This window comes from Stenotrophomonas sp. GD04024, from assembly GCF_029837545.1.
GTDB lineage: Bacteria > Pseudomonadota > Gammaproteobacteria > Xanthomonadales > Xanthomonadaceae > Stenotrophomonas > Stenotrophomonas forensis.
Genome location: NZ_JAOEDV010000078.1, coordinates 1 through 19831, shown reverse-complemented (window position 1 = coordinate 19831; position 19831 = coordinate 1). Strand labels below are relative to the sequence as shown.

Sequence of the window (19831 nt, the reverse complement as noted above, 5' to 3'; positions counted from 1 at the left end):
CCAGCGTGGCATTTACTTCGCCACCGCCTTCCAGCTGCAGCCGCAGTGGCAGCGCCTGCCCGTCCTTCAATGCGCCCTTGCCCTGCATCAGCATCAGGTGCAGGCCGCCGGGCTTGAGTTCGGCGCGGGCGCCCGGTGCCAGCGGCAGGCGCTCGATCGCGCGCATCCGGCTGACCCCGTCAGTGATCGTGGTCTCGTGCAGCGACACATCGCCGAAACCGCTGCTGCTCGCGCCAGTGATCGCCACCGACTTGCGGCAGCCGTTGTGGATCACGCCGTAGCCGGCGGTCATCGGCATCGCCGGATTCGGCGGCAGCCGCGCCCAGCCCTGCTCGACGGTGACGCACGTCGTCTCGGCGGCGGATGCCGATGCTGCGGCCGCACACATCATCAACAATACGCCAACGAATGGTTTGGTTATCATCGCCCAGGTTCCTTCTTCGCAACGAGACCGCAGCATGACGACGCTCATCGAGGTGATCAACCATGGCCCCATCCGCGAACTGCGCCTGGCGCGGCCGCCGGTCAACGCACTGGATACCGAACTGTGCCGGCAGTTGATCCACGCCATCGAGCTGGCCATGGCCGAAGATGCGCACGGCATCGTGCTGTCGGGCAGCGAACGCATCTTCACTGGTGGCATGGACGTGCCGCACCTGCTCTCGCACGGCGATGACAAGCACAAGCTGTTGGACACCTGGAACGCCTTCTTTGGCGCCGTGCGCACGCTGGCCGAGAGCCGCATCCCGGTGGTGGCCGCGATCACCGGCCACGCCCCGGCCGGCGGCTGCGTGCTGGCGCTGTGCTGCGACTACCGGGTGATGGCGCGCAGCGCCGAGCCGTCGCGCCCGTATGCCATCGGCCTGAACGAAGTGCAGGTGGGCCTGATCGCACCTGAGGGCATCCAGCGCCTGCTGCGCCGCGCGGTGGGCGTGCACCGCGCCGGGGTCCTGCTGACCACCGGTTCACTGGTGCCGGCCGAACAGGCGCTGCAGATTGGCCTGGTCGATGAACTGGCCGAAGGTGACCTGGTGGTGGCGCGTGCCGTGGCCTGGCTGCAGAACCTGCTCAAGCAGCCGCGCCAGCCGATGCTGCTGACCCGCGCGGTTGCCCGCGCCGACCTGCACGAAGCCCTGCACCCGGACCTGATCCAGCTGGACCGCTTCGTCGAAGCCTGGTTCGCCCCGGATGCACAGAACGCCCTGCAGGCGCTGGTGGCACGTCTGGGCAAGTAATCGGTAGTGCCGGCCGCTGGCCGGCTACCTCAGGCGCCGCAGAAGGATCACGAAGCTGCCGGCCAGCGGCCGGCACTACCGATGAGGGGCCGGCCCGCACCGGTATAATCAGGCCTTCTTCATTGCTGTGGCCGCCCCCTTGAACGACACGCCCGAACCCGTCGTCTCCGAGCTGATCGACCTGCTCACCCTGGAGCGGCTGGAGGACAACCTGTTCCGCGGGCAGAGCCGCGACATCGGCACCAAGTACGTGTTCGGCGGGCAGGTGCTGGGCCAGGCATTGGCCGCGGCGCAGGCCACGGTCGACAACGGCCGCCACGTGCATTCGCTGCACGCCTATTTCCTGCGCGCCGGCAACATCGACCACCCGATCGTCTACGACGTGGACCGTACCCGCGATGGCGGCAGCTTCTCGGTGCGCCGGGTCACCGCGATCCAGCATGGCAAGGTGATCTTCTTCTGCGCGGCCTCGTTCCAGCAGGCCGAGACCGGGGCCGAGCACCAGCACAAGATGCCCGAAGTGCCGCAACCGGAAGACATCGAGCCGAATCGTCCGCTGCCGGCCGAAGTGCTGGAACGGCTGCCGATCAAGGTGCAGCGCTGGCTGTCGCGCGGCGGCCCGTTCGAGTTCCGCCACGTGTACCCGCGCGACGAACTGAACCCGCCCAAGCGCCCGCCCTACCACCAGGTGTGGCTGCGCCTGAGCGAGCCGGTCGGCGATGCGCCCGAGCTGCACCAGGCGCTGCTGGCCTATGCCTCCGACTTCCATCTGCTGGGTACCGCGACGTTCCCGCACGGCATCAGCTACTACCACCCGCATGTGCAGATGGCCTCGCTCGACCACGCCATCTGGTTCCACCGCCCGTTCCGCGCCGACGACTGGCTGCTGTACTCGCTGGACAGCCCCAGCGCGCAGGATTCGCGCGGCCTGGCCCGCGGCCAGTTCTTCACCCGCAACGGCGTGCTGGTGGCCAGCACCGCGCAGGAAGGCCTGATCCGCGTCGTACCCGACCAGGCAGCGGCAGCCGCCGTGCCCGCCAAGGAGTAATCCGATGCGCCAGATCTTCAGCAGCCAGCGCGTGGAAACCGTCGAAGGCGTGGCCGAGCTCCTGCGCGGGCATGGCATCGAGGTCAAGGTGACCAACGGGCGCTCGTACAAGACCCGTCGCCGCGGCCAGTTCAGCTATACCGACCTGGGCAACGCCAGCGCCTACCCGGCGGTGTGGATCGTGCGCGCCGACGACCAGCCGCGCGCACGCGAAATCCTGCGTGACGCGCGCCTGCTCGACACCACCCGTCGCGACCATCCGACCGCCGAGTTCGCCTTCCGCGACATGCCGGAACAGGGCAGCGGCGGCCGCGGCTGGGCCTGGCGCATCCGCATCGCCCTGCTGGTGGTGATCGCCGGCGTGGCGCTGGTGATCGGCCTGCGCCATCGCGGCACCCCGGCGCCGGCCGCACCGGCCCCTGCCCCGCAGGCGCAGCCGCAGCAGCAGCCCCCCGCCCAACCGGCTCCGCCGGAAGAAGAAGAAGTCCGGGTCCGCATCCAGCCGTCGAAATGACGCACGGGTAGTGCCGGCCACTGGCCGGCAACCGCAGCCCGCCGGACGGGTTCATGAGGTTGCCGGCCAGCGGCCGGCACTACCGCACTGAAGGCCGGTCACACTTCGCGCGCGGCTCCGTCATGGGACACAATCCCAGCAGGAGAGCCGCCGCCGTGACGACCTTCGCCGCATCGATCGACCAGACCCTGGAACGCGAACTGCCGGCCGCCGCCGGCGGCTGCCAGCATGCCTATGGCCGCATCGTGCTGGCCTGCCAGAACACGGTCACCGCCATCGCGCTGGCCATCACCCGCGACCGCCAGGCCAGCGAGGACATCGCCCAGGAAGCCTTCGTGAAGGGCTGGCAGCAGCTGCACCAGCTGCGCAGTTCAACCAGCTTCCTGCCCTGGCTGCGGCAGATCACCCGCAACCTGGCCCGCGACTGGCTGCGCGCGCAGCGTGGCCGGCCGCTGACCGGCGAGGCGGCCGAAGTGGCACTGGGCATGGCCGCCGACCCGGCGCCGGGTGCGGCCGACCGGCTGCAGCGGGTGGAAGAAGAGATCGCCGCCGAAGACATCATTTCCGCGTTGCCGGCCGACAGCCGCGAAGTCCTGCTGCTGTACTACCGCGAAGGCCAGCGTTCGCAGCAGGTAGCCGACCTGCTCGGGCTCAGCGACGCCGCCGTGCGCAAGCGGCTGTCGCGCGCCCGCGCCCAGGTGCGTGACGGCCTGCTGCAACGCTTCGGCGAATTCGCCCGCAGCAGTGCCCCGAGTGCGGCGTTCGCCACGGCCGTGGTGTCGATGGTGCTGGTGGCCGCGCCCGGCACCGCCAGCGCGGCGATCCTGCTCGGCACCGGCGTCGGCATCGGCGGCAGCAAGCTCGGCCTCGGCGGCGCCAGTGCAGCAGGCGGCACCGCGATGGGCTCGTTGACTGCCACACTGGGCCAGCTGCACGTGCTGCCGGCCGAAAGCTGGGGCGCAGTCATCGGTGGCGTGGTCGGCGGAGCGATCGGCAGCTATCTGGGCGGGCGCTTCCTGATGTCGTACACCGAGACCGATGCCGAGCGCGCCGATGTGCGTCGCTTCCTCTATCTCAACATCACCACCGGCATGTTCTGGTGCCTGGCGATCCTGCTGGCGGTGATGCTGCAGGTGCCGGTCTGGGCACAGATGGCGGTGCTGGCGGTCGGCCTGGGTGTGGTCAACTACCAGTGCCTGGTACCGCTGCAGCGGGTGATGGCGCCGATGATCGTGCGCGACTCGGCACGGCGCGGGCGCACGGGCATCAACTGGAAATACGAGTCGATGTACGGCCGCACCGGCATCATCGCCATGAACCTGATGGTGATCGCACTGGTGCTGTACTCGCTGGTACGCAGCGGCCGCCTGTAACGGACAACGCCGGCAGTGCGCCGGCGTTGTCGTTGATCATTGCGCTGGCTCTCAGCGCTGCGGCTTCGGCATGGCGCCGTCACGCGGGCCGCCCTGACGCGGACCACCGTGCATCGGGCGCTTGGCCGCATCGAACTCGGCCTTGCTCAGCTGGCCGTCCTTGTTGGTGTCGGCCGCGGCGAACCAGGCATCACGCATCTGCTTCACGCGCAGTTCGCGGTCGGCCTTGTCCAGGTAGCCGTCCTTGTTGAGGTCGAGCTGGTCGAAGCGCGCGGCCAGGCGCGGATCGGCCTTGGCTTCCTCGCGGCTGATGCGGCCGTCCTTGTTGACGTCCAGCTTGGCCCAGCGCTCGCCGCCGTGGCCACGACGGCCGTGCTTCCAGCGCGGCAGTTCATCGCGCGAGAGCTTGCCGTCCTTGTTCTTGTCCAGTTCGTCGAACTTCGCCGCCAGACGCGGGTTGGCAGCGGCTTCGCTGCGGTCGATGACGCCGTCGCCATTGGTGTCCAGCTTGGCCGGGCGCTGCGCCGGCGTGGTCGGGGTGTCGGCCGCCAGCGCGATACCGGAAGCGGAGGTGCCGAGCAGCAGGGCCAGCAGCAGGGGGGTACGGATCATGAGGTCACTCCTGGGAATGGGAACAGCGTCGGGGTGATCACTTCACCCTCGGGGGACAACAACGCCCGGGCGCGACATCGGTTGACGCCGCTGCCGGTTCCATTCATCCGGCGGACAGTCGCCGCCACTGCGACGGGCTGGGGCTATGCTGTGCCCATGGCGATGCATGGCGACAGAGACGACGAACTGCGACTTTTCCAGACCGGCGAGCACCCCTGCGGGTACTGGTCGGACCGGGTGGCGCGCGACCTGGTGCTGGACCCGCACGACCGCCGCCTCGGCGGCCTGTATCCGCTGGCGCTGAGCTGGGGCTTCCGCCGCAGCGGTGACCTGGTCTACCGGCCGCATTGCGCGCACTGCCAGGCCTGCGTGGCAGTGCGCATCCCGGTCGCGCGCTTCGCCCCGGACCGCAGCCAGCGCCGTTGCGCGGCCCGCAATGAAGACCTGGAGGTGCGGATCACCGCCGCCACCACGCGCGACGACCTGTTCGCGCTGTATCACCGCTACCTGGTGCACCGCCACGCCAACGGCGGCATGGACGACCACGGCCCGCACGAGTTCGAGCAGTTCCTGATCGGCAGCTGGTCGCACACCCGCTTCATGGAGATGCGCCTGCCCGGCCACGACGGCCAGCCCAGCCAGCTGCTGGGAGTGGCGGTGACCGACGTCACCGAGCACGGCCTGTCGGCGGTCTACACCTTCTTCGACCCGGAGCACGCCGCGCGCGGGCTGGGTACCTTCGCGATCCTGCAGCAGATCGAATGGGCCCGCCGCGAGGGCCTGCCGCACGTCTACCTGGGCTACTGGATCCGCGGCCACCAGAAGATGGACTACAAGCGCCGCTTCCATCCGCTGGAGGCCTACGACGGCCGCCGCTGGCACGATTTCGACAAGGATCTGGACGGGCGCTGACAAACCGCTGACACCGGGCCGGGTGCACAATACGGCCCATGAACGCCAAACCCCTGATCCTCGCCCTGGCCCTGCTCTGCGGCGCCCCCGCCTTCGCCACGTCCCCCGCGATGACCGAAAAGCCGTCCGCTGCGCTGCGCCTGGCCACCTACAACACTTCGCTGTACTCCGATGACGCCGGTGGCCTGATCAAGGAACTGGAAGGCGACAGCGAGCACGCGCGCAAGATCGCCGCGGTGCTGCAGCAGGTGCGCCCGGACCTGGTGCTGCTGAACGAGTTCGACTTCGACGACGCCCACCGCGCCGCCGACCTGTTCCAGAAGCGCTACCTGGAAGTGGCCCAGCCCGGCGGCGGCAAGCCGCTGCACTTCGCCTACCGCTACCTGGCCCCGGTCAACACCGGCGTGCCCAGCGGCCTGGACCTGGACAACAACGGCGTGGTCGGCGGCGAAGGCCGCAGCCGCGGCAACGATGCCTGGGGCTACGGCCTGCACCCGGGCCAGTACGGCATGCTGGTGCTGTCGCGCTACCCGATCGATGAAGCCAAGGTGCGCAGCTTCCAGCTGCTGAAGTGGAGCGCGATGCCGGGCGCGATCCGTCCGCTTGATCCGCGCACCGGCAAGAGCTTCTACAACGACCACGTGTGGTCGCAGCTGCGGCTGTCCTCCAAGTCGCATTGGGACGTGCCGGTGAAGACGCCGGCCGGCGTGGTGCACGCACTGGTCTCGCACCCGACCCCGCCGGTGTTCGACGGCCCGGAGAAGCGCAACGCCGCGCGCAACCACGACGAGCTGCGCCTGTGGCAGGAATACCTGTCCAAGGGTGACAAGCCGTGGCTGTGCGACGACAAGGGCCAGTGCGGTGGCCTGGCCCAGGACGCGCGCTTCGTGATCCTCGGCGACCTCAACAACGACCCGGTCGACGGTGATGGCCGCCATGAGGCGATCGTCGAACTGATCGAGAACGCCCGCGTGCTGCGCTACCCCACCCCGCGCAGCGTCGGTGGCGAGCAGACCAGCCTGGCCTATGCGGCCAAGGGCATCGCGCGCAAGGGCGCGCCGTTCCATGCCACCGGCGATTTCGGCCCGAAGTCCGGCACCATGCGCTTGGACTACGTGCTGCCTTCGACCGGTTTCGAGTACATCGGCAGCGGCATCTTCTGGCCGGCCAATGAAAGCCCGGAAGCGAAGATCGCCGATGGCAGCGACCACCACCTGGTGTGGGTGGATGTGAAGCCGTAAGGCGATATTGATGCGGTACCGACCAACGGTCGGTACCCACCGGAATCCGGTAGGCGACGACCGTTGGTCGTCGCTTCTTCTTTACGGGCGCAGTTCGACGCCGATGGCGTCGGCGGCGTCGCGCGCGATGGCGCGCGCTTCGTCGATGGTTTCCGCGCGTGCCAGGGTTACGCCCACACGACGGTGGCCGTGCACGCTGGGCTTGCCGAACAGGCGCACGGCGGTATCCGGCACCTGCAGCGCCGCCGCCACGTTGTTGAAGTACGGCACGCCTTCGCCATGCGCCAGCAGCGCGCACGAGGCCGACGGGCCGCTCTGGCGGATCACCGGAATCGGCAGGCCGAGGATCGCGCGCGCATGCAGCGCGAACTCGCTCAGCTCCTGCGAGACCAGCGTCACCAGGCCGGTGTCGTGCGGACGCGGCGACACTTCGCTGAACCACACCTCGTCACCCTTCACGAACAGCTCGACGCCGAACAGGCCCCAACCGCCGAGGTCGTCGGTGATCGCGCGCGAGATTTCTTCCGCACGCGCCAGCGCCGCGCTCGACATCGGCTGCGGCTGCCAGCTCTCGCGGTAGTCGCCGTCCTTCTGCAGGTGGCCGATCGGCGCGCAGAACGAGGTGCCACCGGCGTGGCGCACGGTCAGCAGGGTGATCTCGTAATCGAAGTCGATGAAGCCTTCGACGATGCAGCGGCCGGCACCGGCACGGCCACCGGTCTGTGCGTAGTCCCAGGCCGGGGCGATGTCCGCCTCGCTGCGCAGCGTGCTCTGGCCCTTGCCCGAGGACGACATCACCGGCTTGACCACGCACGGCAGGCCGATCGCGGCCACCGCGGCACGGTACTCGGCCTCGGTATCGACGAAGCGGTACGGCGAGGTCGGCAGCCCGAGGGTCTCGGCGGCCAGGCGGCGGATGCCTTCACGGTCCATGGTCAGGCGTGCGGCGCGCGCGGTCGGGATCACCCGCAGGCCCTGCTCCTGTTCCAGCTGGACCAGGGTCTCGGTGTGGATGGCTTCGATCTCCGGCACCACCAGGTGCGGCTGCTCCTGCGCGATCAGCGCGCGCAGGGCCATCGCGTCCAGCATGTCGATCACGTGCGAGCGATGCGCGACCTGCATTGCCGGCGCATCGGCGTAGCGGTCGGCGGCGATCACTTCCACGCCCAGCCGCTGCAGCTCGATGGCCACCTCCTTGCCGAGTTCACCCGAGCCCAGCAGCAGCACGCGGGTGGCGGAGGGGGACAACGGAGTTCCAAGCTTGGCCATGGCGGTTCCAGCAGCGATGTGAAGGCGGGTGGGCATTCTAGCTGGCCGGGCCCCCGGCCACGGCATCCGACGAACGGTAGCCTGCATCTGATATCACTTTGATATCTTTATTCCGAACCCTCAAGGACGTACTGCCATGAAAGAGAAGTCGCTGTCCTCGCTCAACGGCCTCGGCACGCTGGCCGGCGCCCTGCTCGTCGCCCTCGCCGGTGCCGCCGTGTTCGTGCTCGGGGTTGCCGCCAAGGCCAGCACCGGCTCGCCCAACCTGCTGCTGATGCTGCTGGGCGTCCTGCTGGTCGCGGCGGGCATGTTCGTCCTGGCCGGCCTGTACACCATCCAGCCCAACCAGGCCGCGGTGCTCAGCCTGTTCGGCAAGTACGTCGGCACCGTGAAGGACAACGGCCTGCGCTGGAACAATCCCTTCTTCAGCAAGCGCCGGGTCAGCCAGCGCGTGCGCAACTTCGAAAGCGGCAAACTGAAGGTCAACGAGCTGGACGGCAGCCCGATCGAGATCGCCGCGGTGATCGTCTGGCAGGTGGTCGATGCCTCCGAGGCGGTCTACAACGTGGATGACTACGAGAGCTTCGTGCACATCCAGTCCGAATCGGCGCTGCGCGCGATGGCCACCAGCTATCCCTACGACCAGCACGAGGACGGCCAGCTGGCCCTGCGCAGCCACGCCAGCGAGATCTCCCAGCACCTGAAGAACGAGCTGGCCGAGCGCCTGGCCGATGCCGGCGTGCAGGTGATCGACGCGCGCATCAGCCACCTCGCCTACGCCGCCGAAATCGCCCAGGCGATGCTGCAGCGGCAGCAGGCCAATGCGGTGATCGCCGCGCGCACGCGCATCGTTGCCGGCGCGGTCGGCATGGTCGAGATGGCCCTGGCCGAACTGCAGAAGAACGGCGTGGTGCAGCTGGACGAGGAACGCAAGGCGCACATGGTCAGCAACCTGCTGACCGTGCTGTGCTCGGACCGCGGCACCCAGCCGATCGTCAATGCCGGTTCGCTGTACTGAACCACCCTCGCAACGGGGCGCCCCACCGCCCCGCCAGGAGTTTTCATGAGTGAGAAGAAAGCCTATCCGCTGCGCATCAATGCCGAGGTCCTGGCCGCGGCACAGCGCTGGGCTGACGATGAGCTGCGCAGCCTCAACGCGCAGATCGAATACGTGCTGCGCGACGCCCTGCGCAAGGCAGGACGCCTGCCGAAACCCAAGCCATCGCCGGAGGACAAGGAATGAGCAAGCGCTGGAGCTACCAGACCATCGAGGTCAAGACGTCCATGATGGGCCTGCACAAGGCCGAGGACATCCAGGCCGAACTCAGCCGCCAGGGCCAACTGGGCTGGGAGCTGGTCAACATCATCATCCCGGCGCCGATGCGCCCGGCGATGCTGGTGTTCAAGAAGGAGGCCTGAGCCATGGGTGCCAGCGATCCGAAACAGTACGAGGTAGCCGACAGCTCGCCGTTGCGCGTGCTGTGGATCGTGCTGCCGCTGCTGGCCGCCTTCGTGGCCTGCGTGTATGCGCAGCTGTACAAGGCACCGGCCACCGCGCCCTGGATCGAAGTGACGCTCTCGCCGCCCTGGTTCCGCATGGGCGGCAGCGCCGCCTGGAGCCTGCTGGTGATCGCCGCGCTCGGCATCGGTCTGGGCGCGGCCTTCTTCCGCCGCCGGGTGGAACTGGCCGGCGACGTGCTGGATGTGCGCTCGACCCTGTATCGCCGGCGTGTTTCGGTGGCAACGCTGCGGCTGGACCAGGCGGAGGTGGTCGATCTCGGCCGCGACCGCCGCTATGGCATCCGTTTCAAGACCAACGGCTACGCAATGCCGGGCTTCTATTCGGGCCACTTCCGCCTGCAGGGCGGCGGCAAGGGATTCGCCCTGGTCACCGATCGCGCGCGTGTGCTTGCCCTGCCGGTCAGCGATGGCAGCACGCTGCTGCTCAGCGTGGACCGGCCGCAGGTGCTGCTCGATGCCCTGCGCAAGGTGGCCGCATCGGTGCCGCGGCAGTAAGCTGCGGCGATGCAACGACGCCCGCCCCTGCTGATCAATACCGCGACCATCGAGTTGTGGCCCGCCGGCCTGCTGCGCGCGCGCAGCAACCTGGACGCACGCCTGTTGGCGCAGGCGCGCTGGGTGCTGCGGCGCAAGCGTGATGGCCGCTATCTGGCGGCCGTACTGCCGCGCGGCGTGCATTCGATGGTGCCACGACTGCCGCGCGAACCCGGGGTCGAGGAAGCGCTGGCACTGCTGGACGCAGTGGCAGCTCGGCCATTCGGGGCAGCGCTGGAAGATCAATGGCTTCCGCTGGCCGGGCTGCAGCAGCGCCTGCAGCAGCTGGGCCTGGACGCCCAGCGCTACGCAGACGACAGCGGCCTGCCGCTGGAGGCCGAACCCTGCCTGCTGCATTTCGCCGGTCGTGACCGCTTCGCCCGCCCGCTGTGGCTGCGCCGCGGCGCTGCGCAGGGCTGGCGCCGGATGCGCCTGCACGCTGCACGGGATGGCGTGGCACTGGACGCGATCTCTGGTTTTCGCAGCCATGCCTACCAGCTGGGCATCTTCGAACGGAAGCTGGCACGCGGGCTGGGCGTGGCCGAGATCCTGAAGGTCAATGCCGCGCCGGGCTTCAGCGAACACCACAGCGGCCATGCGCTGGACATCGGTACGCCGGGCGATGCGCCGGCAGAGGAATCCTTCGACGCCACCGATGCGTTTGCCTGGCTGCAGCGCCATGCCGGCGCGCACGGCTTCCAACTGAGCTACCCGCGCGACAACCCGCACGGGATCGTCTACGAACCGTGGCACTGGTGCTGGAGACCGGCCAACGGCTGAGCCCCTCGTGGCGACCGCAAGGCGAAATTCATGGCGCTGTCCGGGCGGGTAGGCTGCGCAGGGGACGCCGTGAATCCGTCCCTGGAGGCTTAGCCGCGCCATCCATGGCGCGGATACCCCTGTCCAGCCCACCCGCCCGGCCTCTGACAGTTTCCGTGTGCATCCGCCACGGAATGGAACAAGAGAGCAAAGGCAAAAGCCGGTCGCTTCGCTCGAAGCCTCTGCAACGGATCAGCGCGCGGCTGTTGGGTCCGCCTTCAAGCGAGCCGAGCACCGCAGGTCCGTCGAGGGCGAAGAGGTGCGTGCGATTCTGTAGAGCCGAGCCATGCTCGGCTGCTCTCCGCACCGTCCCTCGACGGGCCGAGGAGCGCAGGGCACCGGTGCGCAGCACCGGCTCGCGGCCGGCGGCGCGTTTCTTTTGGTCACTTTTCGTTTCGCGCGAAAAGAAAAGTAACGCCCATGAACCATCACGATCGCATCAGCATGGATCGAAGCGACAGCCCGGCTGCCGTCACCGCCTCAACGCATTGATCGCCAGCAGCACCCATCCGGCCATCATGCTGGTGCCGCCGATCGGCGCCATCCGCGTCGGCCACTGCCATAGCGCCCCGCCCACCAGGCTGCCGGAAAACAGCAGCACGCCCAGCAGCAGTACGTACAACGCCAGGTGCGCGATCGCCCCCTGCGCACGCGGGCCCAGCGCCACCAGCACCGCACCGTGCGCGAATGCGTACAGCGCTGCCATGTTCAGATGCTGCTGCGCCAACGGATCGGCCACCCCATGCGAGGCATAGGCGGACAGGCCGATCGAGGTGGCGGCCAGCAATGCCCCCAGGCAGGCCAGCAGGGAAGGCTTACGGGCACGGCGTTCGAGATTGAACATGAGGGCTCCTTGCGCAACGCCCTTGCCGGGCGCCAGATGAAAAAAAACGCGCCGCAAGAAGCGGCGCGTTTTCGTGTCCAACACTACATGGGTCAGCCGAGGCTTACTTGACGGCCCAGTAGATGTCGTAGGTACCGTCCTGGGTGAACGACTTGTCGATGCCGTCCTTCCAGGTCTCGTACGGACGGTCGATGACTTCGTTGCCCGAGGTCACGGCCCAGGCACGCAGGCCGTTGCGGGCCACGTCCAGACCTGCCATGTGGCCAGCGTAGGCCGCATGCGCCGAACGGTGCGGAGCAACGTGCACGTACTTGACCGGAGCGCCGCCGTCGATCTTGACGGTCAGCTCTTCAGCGGTGGCACCTTCAGCACCCTTCTTCTTCACCGGCTGGGCGATGTCGAAGGCGTACTTCTCAGCACCGAAGTCGGTGGTGATGATCCGGAACGGGCCGGCGGCTTCAAGGCCATTGGCCTCCATCACGCGCTTGATCCACTCCTGGTTGTCCTTGATGGACTTGGTGATCGTGTCCTGACCGCGGTCCACGTTACCGGCGTTGACGACCAGCAGGTCTTCAGCCGGCACATCGACGATGGCCAGATCGGTCAGCGGCGCTTCCGGGGTGCGGTAGTCGACGTTCGGGACGGTGGCGAGCATGTTGGCCATGCGCGACAGGCCCATCTTGATGTCGTCGCCAATCTGGCGGCTGACATACAGGCCGGCATAACGACCGAACAGGTCGAAGCCGTACTTCACCGAGTAGTCCTGGGTGATCTTGACGTTGCGGCCACCCTTGCCGGTCGGCTCCAGGGTGAAGGTGGTGACCTTGTCGTGACCCTTGGTCGGGTCTTCGATGGCGATCGCAACGCGCTTGTTCTCTTCGGCTTCGGTGATCTTCCAGGAGCCGGTGCCCAGGTCCTTGGAGGTGAAGTCGAGAGTGGCACCGACGCCGGAGGCCGGGCCGGACAGCTTCAGTTCAACGGCGGGATCGCGCAGTACCAGCGGGTTCCAGTCCTTGAAGCGGCGCAGGCTGCTGACCGTGTCGTACACGATCGTCATCTTGCGGTTGGTCTCGATGCTTTCGGTGATGTGACGCTCGCCCGGCAGACATACGCCAATGATGACGAACAGGCCAGCCACGATCCCCAAGGCGATCAGGAACTCGATAATACGGGTCATTCAGAGAGTCTCCGGGGCCGATCCCACGGCCGGGTTGATTGAAGCGAAGCGCCAATCCTAGCAGGCTTCGCGGGCATTGTTTATCGGGATTGGCGCACCGGTTTCCCTGCCGGCTGCGTATTTGTATGGACAAAGAATTCGAAGGGTAACGCATACCGCCACCCGCCAGTAGGGGGCGCGCTTGGCCGGAACCCCCGGCCGTCGCCCAAGTTGTTGTACCGGAACGATTTTCCCTAGACCAGCTGGAGTTCGAACGCCTTCAGTACGGCGCGCGTACGGTCGCGCACACCCAGCTTGGAAAGGATGTTGGACACGTGGTTCTTGATCGTGCCTTCGGCCACGCCCAGCGAGTTGGCGATCTCCTTGTTGGAGAATCCGCTGGCCATCAGCCGCAGGATCTCGGTCTCGCGGTCGGTCAGCGGGTCGGGCCGGTCCAGGCTGACGAACTCGTTGCGCATGTGTTCCAGGCCGGACAGCAGCCGCTGGGTCACTGCCGGCTGCACCAGCGAACCGCCGTCGGCCACGGTGCGGATGGCCCCAACCAGCTGCGCCAGGGTCACGTCCTTGAGCAGGTAGCCCTTGGCACCGGCCTTGAGCCCGGCCAGCACCAGCTGGTCGTCATCGAAGGTGGTGAGGATGATGGTCGGCGGCAGCTGCTCCTGCCGTGACAGCACCTGCAGCGCCTCCAGCCCGGACATCACCGGCATGCGCATGTCCATCAGGACCACATCGGGACGCACCTGCGGGATCAGCTCGACTGCCTGCCGTCCATCGCCGGCCTCGGCCACCACCTCGATGCCATCGTCGAGCGCCAGCAGGGAGCGGATTCCCTGCCGCACCAGGGTTTGGTCATCGACCAGGCAGACGCGAATCATCAACGTACTCCTTCAGGAACCTTGGTAAGGGCGGCCACCAGCACCGTTGCCGGCACCGTCGCCCGCAGGCGGAAGCCTTCGCCGGGACGGGTCTCGACCTGCAGCTGGCCACCACATTGTTGCAGGCGCTCGCGCATGCCGCGCAAGCCATTGCCCACATTGACCATTTCCGCGCCGACGCCGTCGTCGCGTGCCTCCACCACCACCCGGTCCGGCGCTTCACGGTACACCTTGATCCACAGGTGGCGGGCACCGGCGTGGCGCACGGCATTGGTGATGATCTCCTGGGTGCAGCGCAGCAGCACGTGGGCCCGCTGCGGGTCCTCCACGTTCAGGGGATCCTCGATCTCCAGCTGGATGTCCAGCGAGGGCACGTTCTCGGTCAGCGGGCGCAGCGCCGCGGCCAGGTCGATGGCGCCGGTCTCGCGCAGCTGGCTGACCACCTCGCGCACGTTGCCCAGCAGCAGCTTGGCCAATGCGTGGGAACGCTTCACATGCTCCAGCGCCTGGCCGTCGGCCAGGTGGCCGGCCACTTCCAGGTTCAGGGTCAGCGCGGTCAGCTGGTGGCCCAGCAGGTCATGCAGCTCGCGCGAGATGCGCGTGCGCTCATTGACCCGGGCGCTTTCGGCCAGCAGGGCGCGGGTGGCACGCAGTTCCGAGTTGAGCCGGCGCTGCTCGTCGCGGGCCTCGGCCTGGCGACGGGCCACCAGCGCGATCACGAACACGAAGCTGGAGAAGCCCATGTAGCCCACCGCCTGCAGCACGGCGATGAACGGCGGGAAGCCCAGCGGCTGGATATAGACCGGCAACACCGCCAGGTTGCTGGCCACCAGCCAGACCACGCCGATGCGCGGCCCCAGCAGCCATGGCAGCAGGCCGGCCACCACCATCAGCAGGATGCTGCCCAGCGCGGTACCGGAAAAATAGCTGACGCCGATCGCGCAGGCGGTCAGCAGGATCAGCGCCGCATGGTCGAAGAAGCCCGGACGGCCCTCGCCCAGCGAGCGGGTCAGCGCCCAGTACACGATGCCGAAAGCCAGGTAGGCCGAGGCCCAGGGGATGATGCGGAAGCCGGCTTCGCCGTCCAGCGTCTCCAGCGTCAGCGAGACAGGATCGATCAGGTAGATCGCGAGCCAAAGGCCGACGGTGCCCCAGGTGAACAACCCGGAGTAGCGCAGCATCGCATTGTGGTTCAGTCGGGCCAGCATCCCTCATCGTAGCCCGTGCACGGCCGCTCCCAAGCGCCGAAAGTCATGCTCGGGCATATCCCCTGTTCATGCCGCAGCCCACCCCGGGCATGCAATAATCGTGCGCAGGGTCCCTTGATGGACCAACCGCGTTACCCCACGGAGTCACAATGTCGATTGTCATCCGCGACGTGCGCGAGCACGAGCTCGATTCCGTCCTGGCTTTGAACAACAACGCTGGCCTGGCCATCCTTCCCCTGGATGCGGCCCGACTGCGCCTGTTCTACGAAACCGCTGAGTATTTCCGCGTCGCCGAGCGCGACGGCAACCTGGCCGGATTCCTGATCGGCTTCGGCAGCGACAGCCAGCACGACAGCAGCAACTTCGCCTGGTTCAAGCAGCAGCTGGACACCCCGTTCTTCTATATCGACCGCATCGTGGTCGCCAGCCGCCGTCGCGGCGGTGGCGTCGGCCGTGCGTTCTATGCCGACGCCCAGAGCTTCGCCGAGCTGCGCTACCCGCAGATGACCTGCGAGGTCTTCCTCGACCATGGCGCCGATGCCGCCCTGCTCTTCCACGGCAGCTTCGGCTTCCGCGAGCTGGGCCAGAACACCATGGCCCAGGTCGATGTGCGTGCCAGCATGCTGGCCAAGGAACTGTGCAGCTATCCGTGGGTGCAGGAAACCTACCGCGGCAAGCTGCCGGATGTGGCATGGACACGCGCCCGGCAGCTGCCGGCGCAGGCACAGCGGCCGACGGGGACCTGAGCGTGGCGGTGAATTTCGATTACGAACAGGCCGGTGAACTGAAGATCGGCCAGGTGGGCATCGCCAACCTGCGCATCCGTACCCTTGATGTCGAACGCCTCGTGCAGGAAATGCGCGAGCGCGTGACCCGCGCACCGAAGCTGTTCGGCCGCGCTGCGGTGATCCTCGATTTCGGCGGCCTGAGCCAGGTCCCGGACGTGGCCACCGCACAGGCGCTGGTCGACGGCCTGCGCAGCGCGGGCGTGCTGCCGGTGGCACTGGCCTACGGCACCAGCGCGGTCGATCTGCTTTCGCAGCAGCTCGGCCTGCCGTTGCTGGCCAAGTTCCGCGCGCAGTACGAGCGTGCCGAGGCCGAACCGGCCCCGCCGGCGCCCGCGCCAGAACCGCGCCGCGCCGTCCGTGCGGAGCCCAAGCCGGCCCCCGCCGCGCCGGTGGCCAAGGTCGCCGATGCCGCCGCGCCGCAGCCGGGCCGCATGCAGCTGGGCAACGTACGCTCGGGCCAGCAGCTGTACGCGGAAAACTGCGACCTGACCGTGATGGCCACCGTCGGTGCAGGCGCCGAGGTCATCGCCGACGGCAGCATCCATATCTACGGGACCCTGCGCGGCCGCGCGCTGGCAGGGGCCCAGGGCAACACCGCGGCGCGTATTTTCTGCCGCGATTTCCATGCGGAACTGGTCGCCATTGCAGGCCATTACAAGGTACTGGACGATGTGCCGGACAACCTGCGCGGCAAGGCCGTGCAGGTGTGGCTGGAACAGGACCAGATCAAGATCGCTGCGCTGGACTGACGCAGCCCCCAAACAGAATCATCAGGAGAAGTCCTTTGGCTGAAATCATCGTAGTCACCTCCGGCAAGGGCGGCGTCGGCAAGACCACTTCCAGCGCGAGCCTGGCCTGCGGCCTGGCGCGCCGCGGCAAGAAGGTGGCGGTGATCGACTTCGACGTCGGCCTGCGCAACCTCGACCTGATCATGGGCTGCGAACGCCGCGTGGTGTACGACTTCGTCAACGTCGTGCACGGCGAAGCCACCCTCAAGCAGGCCCTGATCAAGGACAAGCGCTTCGACAACCTGTACGTGCTGGCTGCCTCGCAGACCCGCGACAAGGACGCGCTGACCCAGGAAGGCGTGGGCAAGGTCCTGAAGGACCTGGCCGCCGACGGCTTCGACTACATCATCTGCGACTCCCCGGCCGGCATCGAGAAGGGCGCCTTCCTGGCGATGTACTTCGCCGACCGCGCGGTGGTGGTGGTGAACCCGGAAGTGTCTTCGGTGCGCGACTCCGACCGCATCATCGGCCTGCTCGATTCGAAGACCCACAAGGCCGAGTCCGGCCAGGACGTGCCGGCCTTCCTGCTGCTGACCCGCTACACCCCGGTGCGCGTGGAAAGCGGCGAGATGCTGAGCATCGCCGACGTCGAGGAAGTCCTCGGCCTGAAGGCGATTGGCGTGATCCCGGAATCGGGCGACGTGCTCAACGCCTCCAACAAGGGCGAGCCGGTGATCCTGGATGTCGAATCCGCTGCCGGCCAGGCCTATGAAGACGCCGTCGCGCGCATCCTCGGCGAAGAACGCCCGATGCGCTTCACCAACGTCGAGAAGAAGGGCTTCTTCAGCAAGCTGTTCGGAGGGTAAGCATGGGCCTGTTTGATTTCCTCAAAGCGAAGAAGACCACCGCCGAAACCGCCAAGAACCGCCTGCAGATCATCATCGCGCAGGAACGCAGCCACCGCGGTGGCCCGGACTACCTGCCGCTGCTGCAGCGCGAGCTGCTGGAAGTGATCAAGAAGTACGTGAACATCGACGTCGATGCAGTGAAGGTCGACCTGGTGAAGGATGGCCAGCACGACGTGCTGGACATCTCCGTGGCGCTGCCTGAAGGCCCGGACAAACCCTGATGCCCTGCCCCGCCCGTGCCTGCATGGGCGGGGCCGCGTGACCCGCATGACCGATACGACAACCGCCGTGGACATCACCTGCGTGGGCGACATCGCCTTCGCCGATGCGCAGTGCCTGCTCGCCGCGCATGGCCTTCGGCTGCACCACGTGGCCGCCGGTGAACCGATTCCCGGCAGCTACTGGGGCGAACCGGAGGCGGGCATCATCGCCAGCAACGTGTACGTGCGCGATGACACGCCCGTGCACTCGATGCTGCACGAAGCCTGCCACCTGATCGTGCTGCCGCCGGAGCGGCGTGCGCAGGTGCACACCGATGCCACCGACTCGGTGGCCGAGGAAGACGCTACCTGCTACCTGCAGATCGTGCTGGCCGGGCAGCTGCCCGGTGTCGGCAGCGAACGGCTGATGGCCGACATGGATGCGTGGGGGTATACGTACCGGCTGGGGTCTACGAAGGCGTGGTTCGAGCAGGATGCCGAGGATGCGAAGGCATGGCTGGTCGAACGCGGCTTGCCGGTGGCGTAAAGCCGCGGGCGCGGTTGGCCACGGGCGCGTGGCGACGCGCCGAACCTTGCGGCGCCCAACTTTTCACTCGGCGCGGTTCGAGCAGGACGCGGAAGACGCGAAAGCCTGGTTGATCGAACGCGGCTTGCCGGTGGCGTAAAGCATCGGTAGTGCCGGCCGCTGGCCGGCAATTTCCTGAAACTGTGAAGCATCGCCTGGTTGCCGGCCAGCGGCCGGCACTACCCGCTCAGCCCTGCCCGGCCAGCGCGCGCAAGGTGATGCCGACGACGTAGGCCAGATAGGTGCCGGTGGCGTAGCCCATCGTCCCCAGCAGCACGCCGACCGGCGCCAGGGCCGGATGGAACGCCGCCGCCACCACCGGCGCCGAGGCCGGGCCACCGATGTTCGACTGCGAACCGATGGCGAAGTAGAAGAACGGCACCTTCAGCAGCTTGCCCAGGCACCACAGCAGCACGATGTGCACGGCGATCCAGATCAGGCCGAGCAGGAACAGCCACGGGCGGTCCAGCAGCGCCAGCAGATCCATCTGCATGCCGATGCAGGCGATCAGGAAATACAGCAGCAGCGAACCCAGGCGCGAGGCGCCCGCGCCTTCCAGGGTGCGCGCACGGGTGAAACTGAGGCCCAGGCCCAGCGTGGTCGACAGCACCACCACCCACACGAATGGCGCATCCAGGCTGAACTGTGCGGCCCAGCTGACGTTGATCTTGAACCATGCGGCCAGCGGCGCACCGATGGCATGCGCCAGGCCGACGCCACCGAAGGCCACCGCCACGATCAGCATCAGGTCGGTGAGGCTGGGAATTCGCTCGTGCTCGGCCTGGAAGCGCGCGATGCGCTCCTTCAGCTCATCGATGGCCGAGGTATCGGCGCCACTGCGCGCATCGATCTTCGCCGCGCGCCCGGCCAGGAAGATCAGCGCCGCCATCCACACGTAACCGACACCGACATCGACCACGGCAAACTGGCCGAAGGTGGTGGCGTTGACGTCGAACACTTCGCGCATCGCCAGCATGTTGGCACCGCCGCCGATCCAGCTGCCGGCCAGCGCAGCCATGCCGGCCCAGGTATCGCCGGCCACGGTGTCGGGGTGGATCGCGCGCATCACCAGGAAGGCCACCACGGCACCGAGCATGATGCTGGCCGAAGCGCCCAGGTACATCAGCACCAGCTTCGGGCCAAGCCGCAGGATGCCCTTGATGTCCACCGCCAGGGTCAGCAGGATCAGCGCCGCCGGCAGCAGGATGTCGCGCGCGATCGGGTTGTAGAGCTTGGTGTTCTGGCCGTCGATCAGGCCTACGGTGTTGTAGATGCCGGGAATCAGGTAGCACAGCAGCAGTGCCGGCACGAAGGTGTAGAAGCGCTTCCACAGCCCCTGCTCGCGCGAGGCGGTCCAGAACACGGCGCCGAGGGTGGCGGCGATCAAACCGAAGACGACGATGTCGTTCTGGATCAGGGCGGTCGAAGGCATGCAGGCG

The 19831-nt window shown here is 67.7% G+C and carries 24 protein-coding genes; 16 read left to right on the top strand and 8 right to left on the bottom strand.

The features are described from left to right. On the bottom strand, window positions 1-424 hold a 424-nt coding region (locus tag N7590_RS18370; protein WP_279935778.1), incomplete at its 3' end, for a copper chaperone PCu(A)C. A 34-nt stretch (window positions 425-458) separates the two neighbouring features. Here N7590_RS18370 and N7590_RS18365 point away from each other — a divergent pair. The 4 genes from N7590_RS18365 to N7590_RS18350 all read left to right on the top strand — a co-directional run bounded on the left by N7590_RS18365 (window position 459) and on the right by N7590_RS18350 (window position 4170). Further along, entirely contained in the window at window positions 459-1235 is a 777-nt protein-coding gene (locus N7590_RS18365) for an enoyl-CoA hydratase/isomerase family protein (RefSeq protein WP_049458435.1), read from the top strand. A gap of 139 nt (window positions 1236-1374) precedes the next feature. After that, the gene (gene tesB / locus N7590_RS18360; protein WP_005412623.1) at window positions 1375-2283 is read left to right on the top strand and encodes an acyl-CoA thioesterase II; all 909 of its coding nucleotides are present in this window, start codon (window positions 1375-1377) and stop codon (window positions 2281-2283) included. A 4-nt stretch (window positions 2284-2287) separates the two neighbouring features. Beyond that, on the top strand, window positions 2288-2797 hold the full coding sequence (locus N7590_RS18355; protein ID WP_164243006.1) for a pathogenicity-like protein: 510 nt from the start codon (window positions 2288-2290) through the stop codon (window positions 2795-2797). Between the two features lie 155 nt (window positions 2798-2952). After that, window positions 2953-4170, top strand: coding sequence for a sigma-70 family RNA polymerase sigma factor (locus N7590_RS18350; protein ID WP_164241587.1), 1218 nt, complete (start codon window positions 2953-2955; stop codon window positions 4168-4170). Between the two features lie 51 nt (window positions 4171-4221). Here N7590_RS18350 and N7590_RS18345 read toward each other — a convergent pair whose 3' ends face one another. Then, window positions 4222-4782 (bottom strand): EF-hand domain-containing protein, encoded by a 561-nt coding sequence (locus N7590_RS18345; protein ID WP_006424270.1) that lies wholly within the window; start codon window positions 4780-4782, stop codon window positions 4222-4224. A gap of 156 nt (window positions 4783-4938) precedes the next feature. Between N7590_RS18345 and N7590_RS18340 the strand changes: the two genes are divergently transcribed. Continuing rightward, the gene (locus N7590_RS18340) at window positions 4939-5694 is read left to right on the top strand and encodes an arginyltransferase (RefSeq protein WP_164241588.1); all 756 of its coding nucleotides are present in this window, start codon (window positions 4939-4941) and stop codon (window positions 5692-5694) included. Between the two features lie 38 nt (window positions 5695-5732). Further along, window positions 5733-6935 carry an endonuclease/exonuclease/phosphatase family protein gene (locus tag N7590_RS18335; RefSeq protein WP_164241589.1) on the top strand — a complete coding sequence of 401 codons (1203 nt, stop codon included), beginning with the start codon at window positions 5733-5735 and terminating at the stop codon, window positions 6933-6935. Window positions 6936-7016: 81 nt separating this feature from the next. Here the strand turns inward: N7590_RS18335 and purT are convergent, their stop codons facing one another. Further along, the gene (purT, locus tag N7590_RS18330; protein WP_014646362.1) at window positions 7017-8204 is read right to left on the bottom strand and encodes a formate-dependent phosphoribosylglycinamide formyltransferase; all 1188 of its coding nucleotides are present in this window, start codon (window positions 8202-8204) and stop codon (window positions 7017-7019) included. Window positions 8205-8340: 136 nt separating this feature from the next. Here purT and N7590_RS18325 point away from each other — a divergent pair, with 136 nt between their 5' ends. From N7590_RS18325 to N7590_RS18305, 5 genes are read left to right on the top strand one after another with little or no spacing between them, the layout of a single operon-like run. Beyond that, the gene (locus N7590_RS18325) at window positions 8341-9222 is read left to right on the top strand and encodes an SPFH domain-containing protein (protein WP_006424215.1); all 882 of its coding nucleotides are present in this window, start codon (window positions 8341-8343) and stop codon (window positions 9220-9222) included. 45 nt (window positions 9223-9267) lie between these two features. After that, the gene (locus tag N7590_RS18320) at window positions 9268-9447 is read left to right on the top strand and encodes a hypothetical protein (RefSeq protein WP_005412615.1); all 180 of its coding nucleotides are present in this window, start codon (window positions 9268-9270) and stop codon (window positions 9445-9447) included. After that, on the top strand, window positions 9444-9623 hold the full coding sequence (locus N7590_RS18315; protein ID WP_006424209.1) for a DUF4177 domain-containing protein: 180 nt from the start codon (window positions 9444-9446) through the stop codon (window positions 9621-9623). The genes N7590_RS18320 and N7590_RS18315 overlap by 4 nt, the downstream gene beginning before the upstream one ends. A 3-nt stretch (window positions 9624-9626) precedes the next feature. Beyond that, window positions 9627-10220: a PH domain-containing protein gene (locus N7590_RS18310; RefSeq protein ID WP_164241590.1), complete on the top strand. Its 594-nt coding sequence runs from the start codon at window positions 9627-9629 to the stop codon at window positions 10218-10220. A gap of 9 nt (window positions 10221-10229) precedes the next feature. Further along, window positions 10230-11039: a M15 family metallopeptidase gene (locus N7590_RS18305; RefSeq protein ID WP_053511828.1), complete on the top strand. Its 810-nt coding sequence runs from the start codon at window positions 10230-10232 to the stop codon at window positions 11037-11039. A 511-nt stretch (window positions 11040-11550) separates the two neighbouring features. Here the strand turns inward: N7590_RS18305 and N7590_RS18300 are convergent. From N7590_RS18300 to N7590_RS18285, 4 genes are all read right to left on the bottom strand, one after another. After that, window positions 11551-11922 (bottom strand): DUF423 domain-containing protein, encoded by a 372-nt coding sequence (locus tag N7590_RS18300; RefSeq protein WP_164241673.1) that lies wholly within the window; start codon window positions 11920-11922, stop codon window positions 11551-11553. Window positions 11923-12025: 103 nt separating this feature from the next. Then, window positions 12026-13099, bottom strand: a complete 1074-nt coding sequence (locus N7590_RS18295; protein ID WP_053449104.1) for an SRPBCC family protein — start codon at window positions 13097-13099, stop codon at window positions 12026-12028. 233 nt (window positions 13100-13332) lie between these two features. Next, a complete protein-coding gene (locus tag N7590_RS18290) occupies window positions 13333-13974 on the bottom strand; it encodes a response regulator transcription factor (protein WP_006424175.1) in 642 nt (213 codons plus the stop codon). Continuing rightward, the gene (locus N7590_RS18285; RefSeq protein WP_053449103.1) at window positions 13974-15182 is read right to left on the bottom strand and encodes a sensor histidine kinase; all 1209 of its coding nucleotides are present in this window, start codon (window positions 15180-15182) and stop codon (window positions 13974-13976) included. The genes N7590_RS18290 and N7590_RS18285 overlap by 1 nt, the downstream gene beginning before the upstream one ends. Before the next feature lie 149 nt (window positions 15183-15331). Here N7590_RS18285 and N7590_RS18280 point away from each other — a divergent pair, with 149 nt between their 5' ends. From N7590_RS18280 to N7590_RS18260, 5 genes are read left to right on the top strand one after another with little or no spacing between them, the layout of a single operon-like run. Continuing rightward, window positions 15332-15928: a GNAT family N-acetyltransferase gene (locus N7590_RS18280; RefSeq protein WP_008267255.1), complete on the top strand. Its 597-nt coding sequence runs from the start codon at window positions 15332-15334 to the stop codon at window positions 15926-15928. Then, window positions 15874-16719 carry a septum site-determining protein MinC gene (gene minC / locus N7590_RS18275; RefSeq protein WP_049457735.1) on the top strand — a complete coding sequence of 282 codons (846 nt, stop codon included), beginning with the start codon at window positions 15874-15876 and terminating at the stop codon, window positions 16717-16719. Before N7590_RS18280 ends, minC begins: the two co-directional genes overlap by 55 nt. Window positions 16720-16754: 35 nt before the next feature. Next, a complete protein-coding gene (minD, locus tag N7590_RS18270; RefSeq protein WP_006424120.1) occupies window positions 16755-17564 on the top strand; it encodes a septum site-determining protein MinD in 810 nt (269 codons plus the stop codon). Window positions 17565-17566: 2 nt separating this feature from the next. Next, a complete protein-coding gene (gene minE / locus N7590_RS18265; RefSeq protein WP_005408532.1) occupies window positions 17567-17827 on the top strand; it encodes a cell division topological specificity factor MinE in 261 nt (86 codons plus the stop codon). A gap of 46 nt (window positions 17828-17873) precedes the next feature. Continuing rightward, on the top strand, window positions 17874-18353 hold the full coding sequence (locus N7590_RS18260) for a hypothetical protein (RefSeq protein ID WP_164241672.1): 480 nt from the start codon (window positions 17874-17876) through the stop codon (window positions 18351-18353). A 226-nt stretch (window positions 18354-18579) separates the two neighbouring features. Here the strand turns inward: N7590_RS18260 and N7590_RS18255 are convergent, their stop codons facing one another. Further along, entirely contained in the window at window positions 18580-19824 is a 1245-nt protein-coding gene (locus tag N7590_RS18255) for a DUF819 family protein (RefSeq protein WP_053510205.1), read from the bottom strand. Between the last annotated feature and the right edge of the window lie 7 nt (window positions 19825-19831).

Coding starts and splice junctions, on each gene's coding strand:
- N7590_RS18365 (WP_049458435.1), top strand. CDS start 459: ATGACGACGCTCATCGAGGTGATCAACCATGGCCCCATCCGCGAACTG.
- N7590_RS18310 (WP_164241590.1), top strand. CDS start 9,627: ATGGGTGCCAGCGATCCGAAACAGTACGAGGTAGCCGACAGCTCGCCG.
- minC (WP_049457735.1), top strand. CDS start 15,874: ATGGACACGCGCCCGGCAGCTGCCGGCGCAGGCACAGCGGCCGACGGG.
- N7590_RS18295 (WP_053449104.1), bottom strand. CDS start 13,099: ATGACCCGTATTATCGAGTTCCTGATCGCCTTGGGGATCGTGGCTGGC.
- N7590_RS18355 (WP_164243006.1), top strand. CDS start 2,288: ATGCGCCAGATCTTCAGCAGCCAGCGCGTGGAAACCGTCGAAGGCGTG.
- N7590_RS18260 (WP_164241672.1), top strand. CDS start 17,874: ATGACCGATACGACAACCGCCGTGGACATCACCTGCGTGGGCGACATC.
- N7590_RS18320 (WP_005412615.1), top strand. CDS start 9,268: ATGAGTGAGAAGAAAGCCTATCCGCTGCGCATCAATGCCGAGGTCCTG.
- N7590_RS18325 (WP_006424215.1), top strand. CDS start 8,341: ATGAAAGAGAAGTCGCTGTCCTCGCTCAACGGCCTCGGCACGCTGGCC.
- N7590_RS18255 (WP_053510205.1), bottom strand. CDS start 19,824: ATGCCTTCGACCGCCCTGATCCAGAACGACATCGTCGTCTTCGGTTTG.
- N7590_RS18280 (WP_008267255.1), top strand. CDS start 15,332: ATGTCGATTGTCATCCGCGACGTGCGCGAGCACGAGCTCGATTCCGTC.
- purT (WP_014646362.1), bottom strand. CDS start 8,204: ATGGCCAAGCTTGGAACTCCGTTGTCCCCCTCCGCCACCCGCGTGCTG.
- N7590_RS18285 (WP_053449103.1), bottom strand. CDS start 15,182: ATGCTGGCCCGACTGAACCACAATGCGATGCTGCGCTACTCCGGGTTG.
- N7590_RS18305 (WP_053511828.1), top strand. CDS start 10,230: ATGCAACGACGCCCGCCCCTGCTGATCAATACCGCGACCATCGAGTTG.
- N7590_RS18300 (WP_164241673.1), bottom strand. CDS start 11,922: ATGTTCAATCTCGAACGCCGTGCCCGTAAGCCTTCCCTGCTGGCCTGC.
- N7590_RS18345 (WP_006424270.1), bottom strand. CDS start 4,782: ATGATCCGTACCCCCCTGCTGCTGGCCCTGCTGCTCGGCACCTCCGCT.
- N7590_RS18290 (WP_006424175.1), bottom strand. CDS start 13,974: ATGATTCGCGTCTGCCTGGTCGATGACCAAACCCTGGTGCGGCAGGGA.
- minE (WP_005408532.1), top strand. CDS start 17,567: ATGGGCCTGTTTGATTTCCTCAAAGCGAAGAAGACCACCGCCGAAACC.
- N7590_RS18335 (WP_164241589.1), top strand. CDS start 5,733: ATGAACGCCAAACCCCTGATCCTCGCCCTGGCCCTGCTCTGCGGCGCC.
- N7590_RS18315 (WP_006424209.1), top strand. CDS start 9,444: ATGAGCAAGCGCTGGAGCTACCAGACCATCGAGGTCAAGACGTCCATG.
- N7590_RS18340 (WP_164241588.1), top strand. CDS start 4,939: ATGGCGATGCATGGCGACAGAGACGACGAACTGCGACTTTTCCAGACC.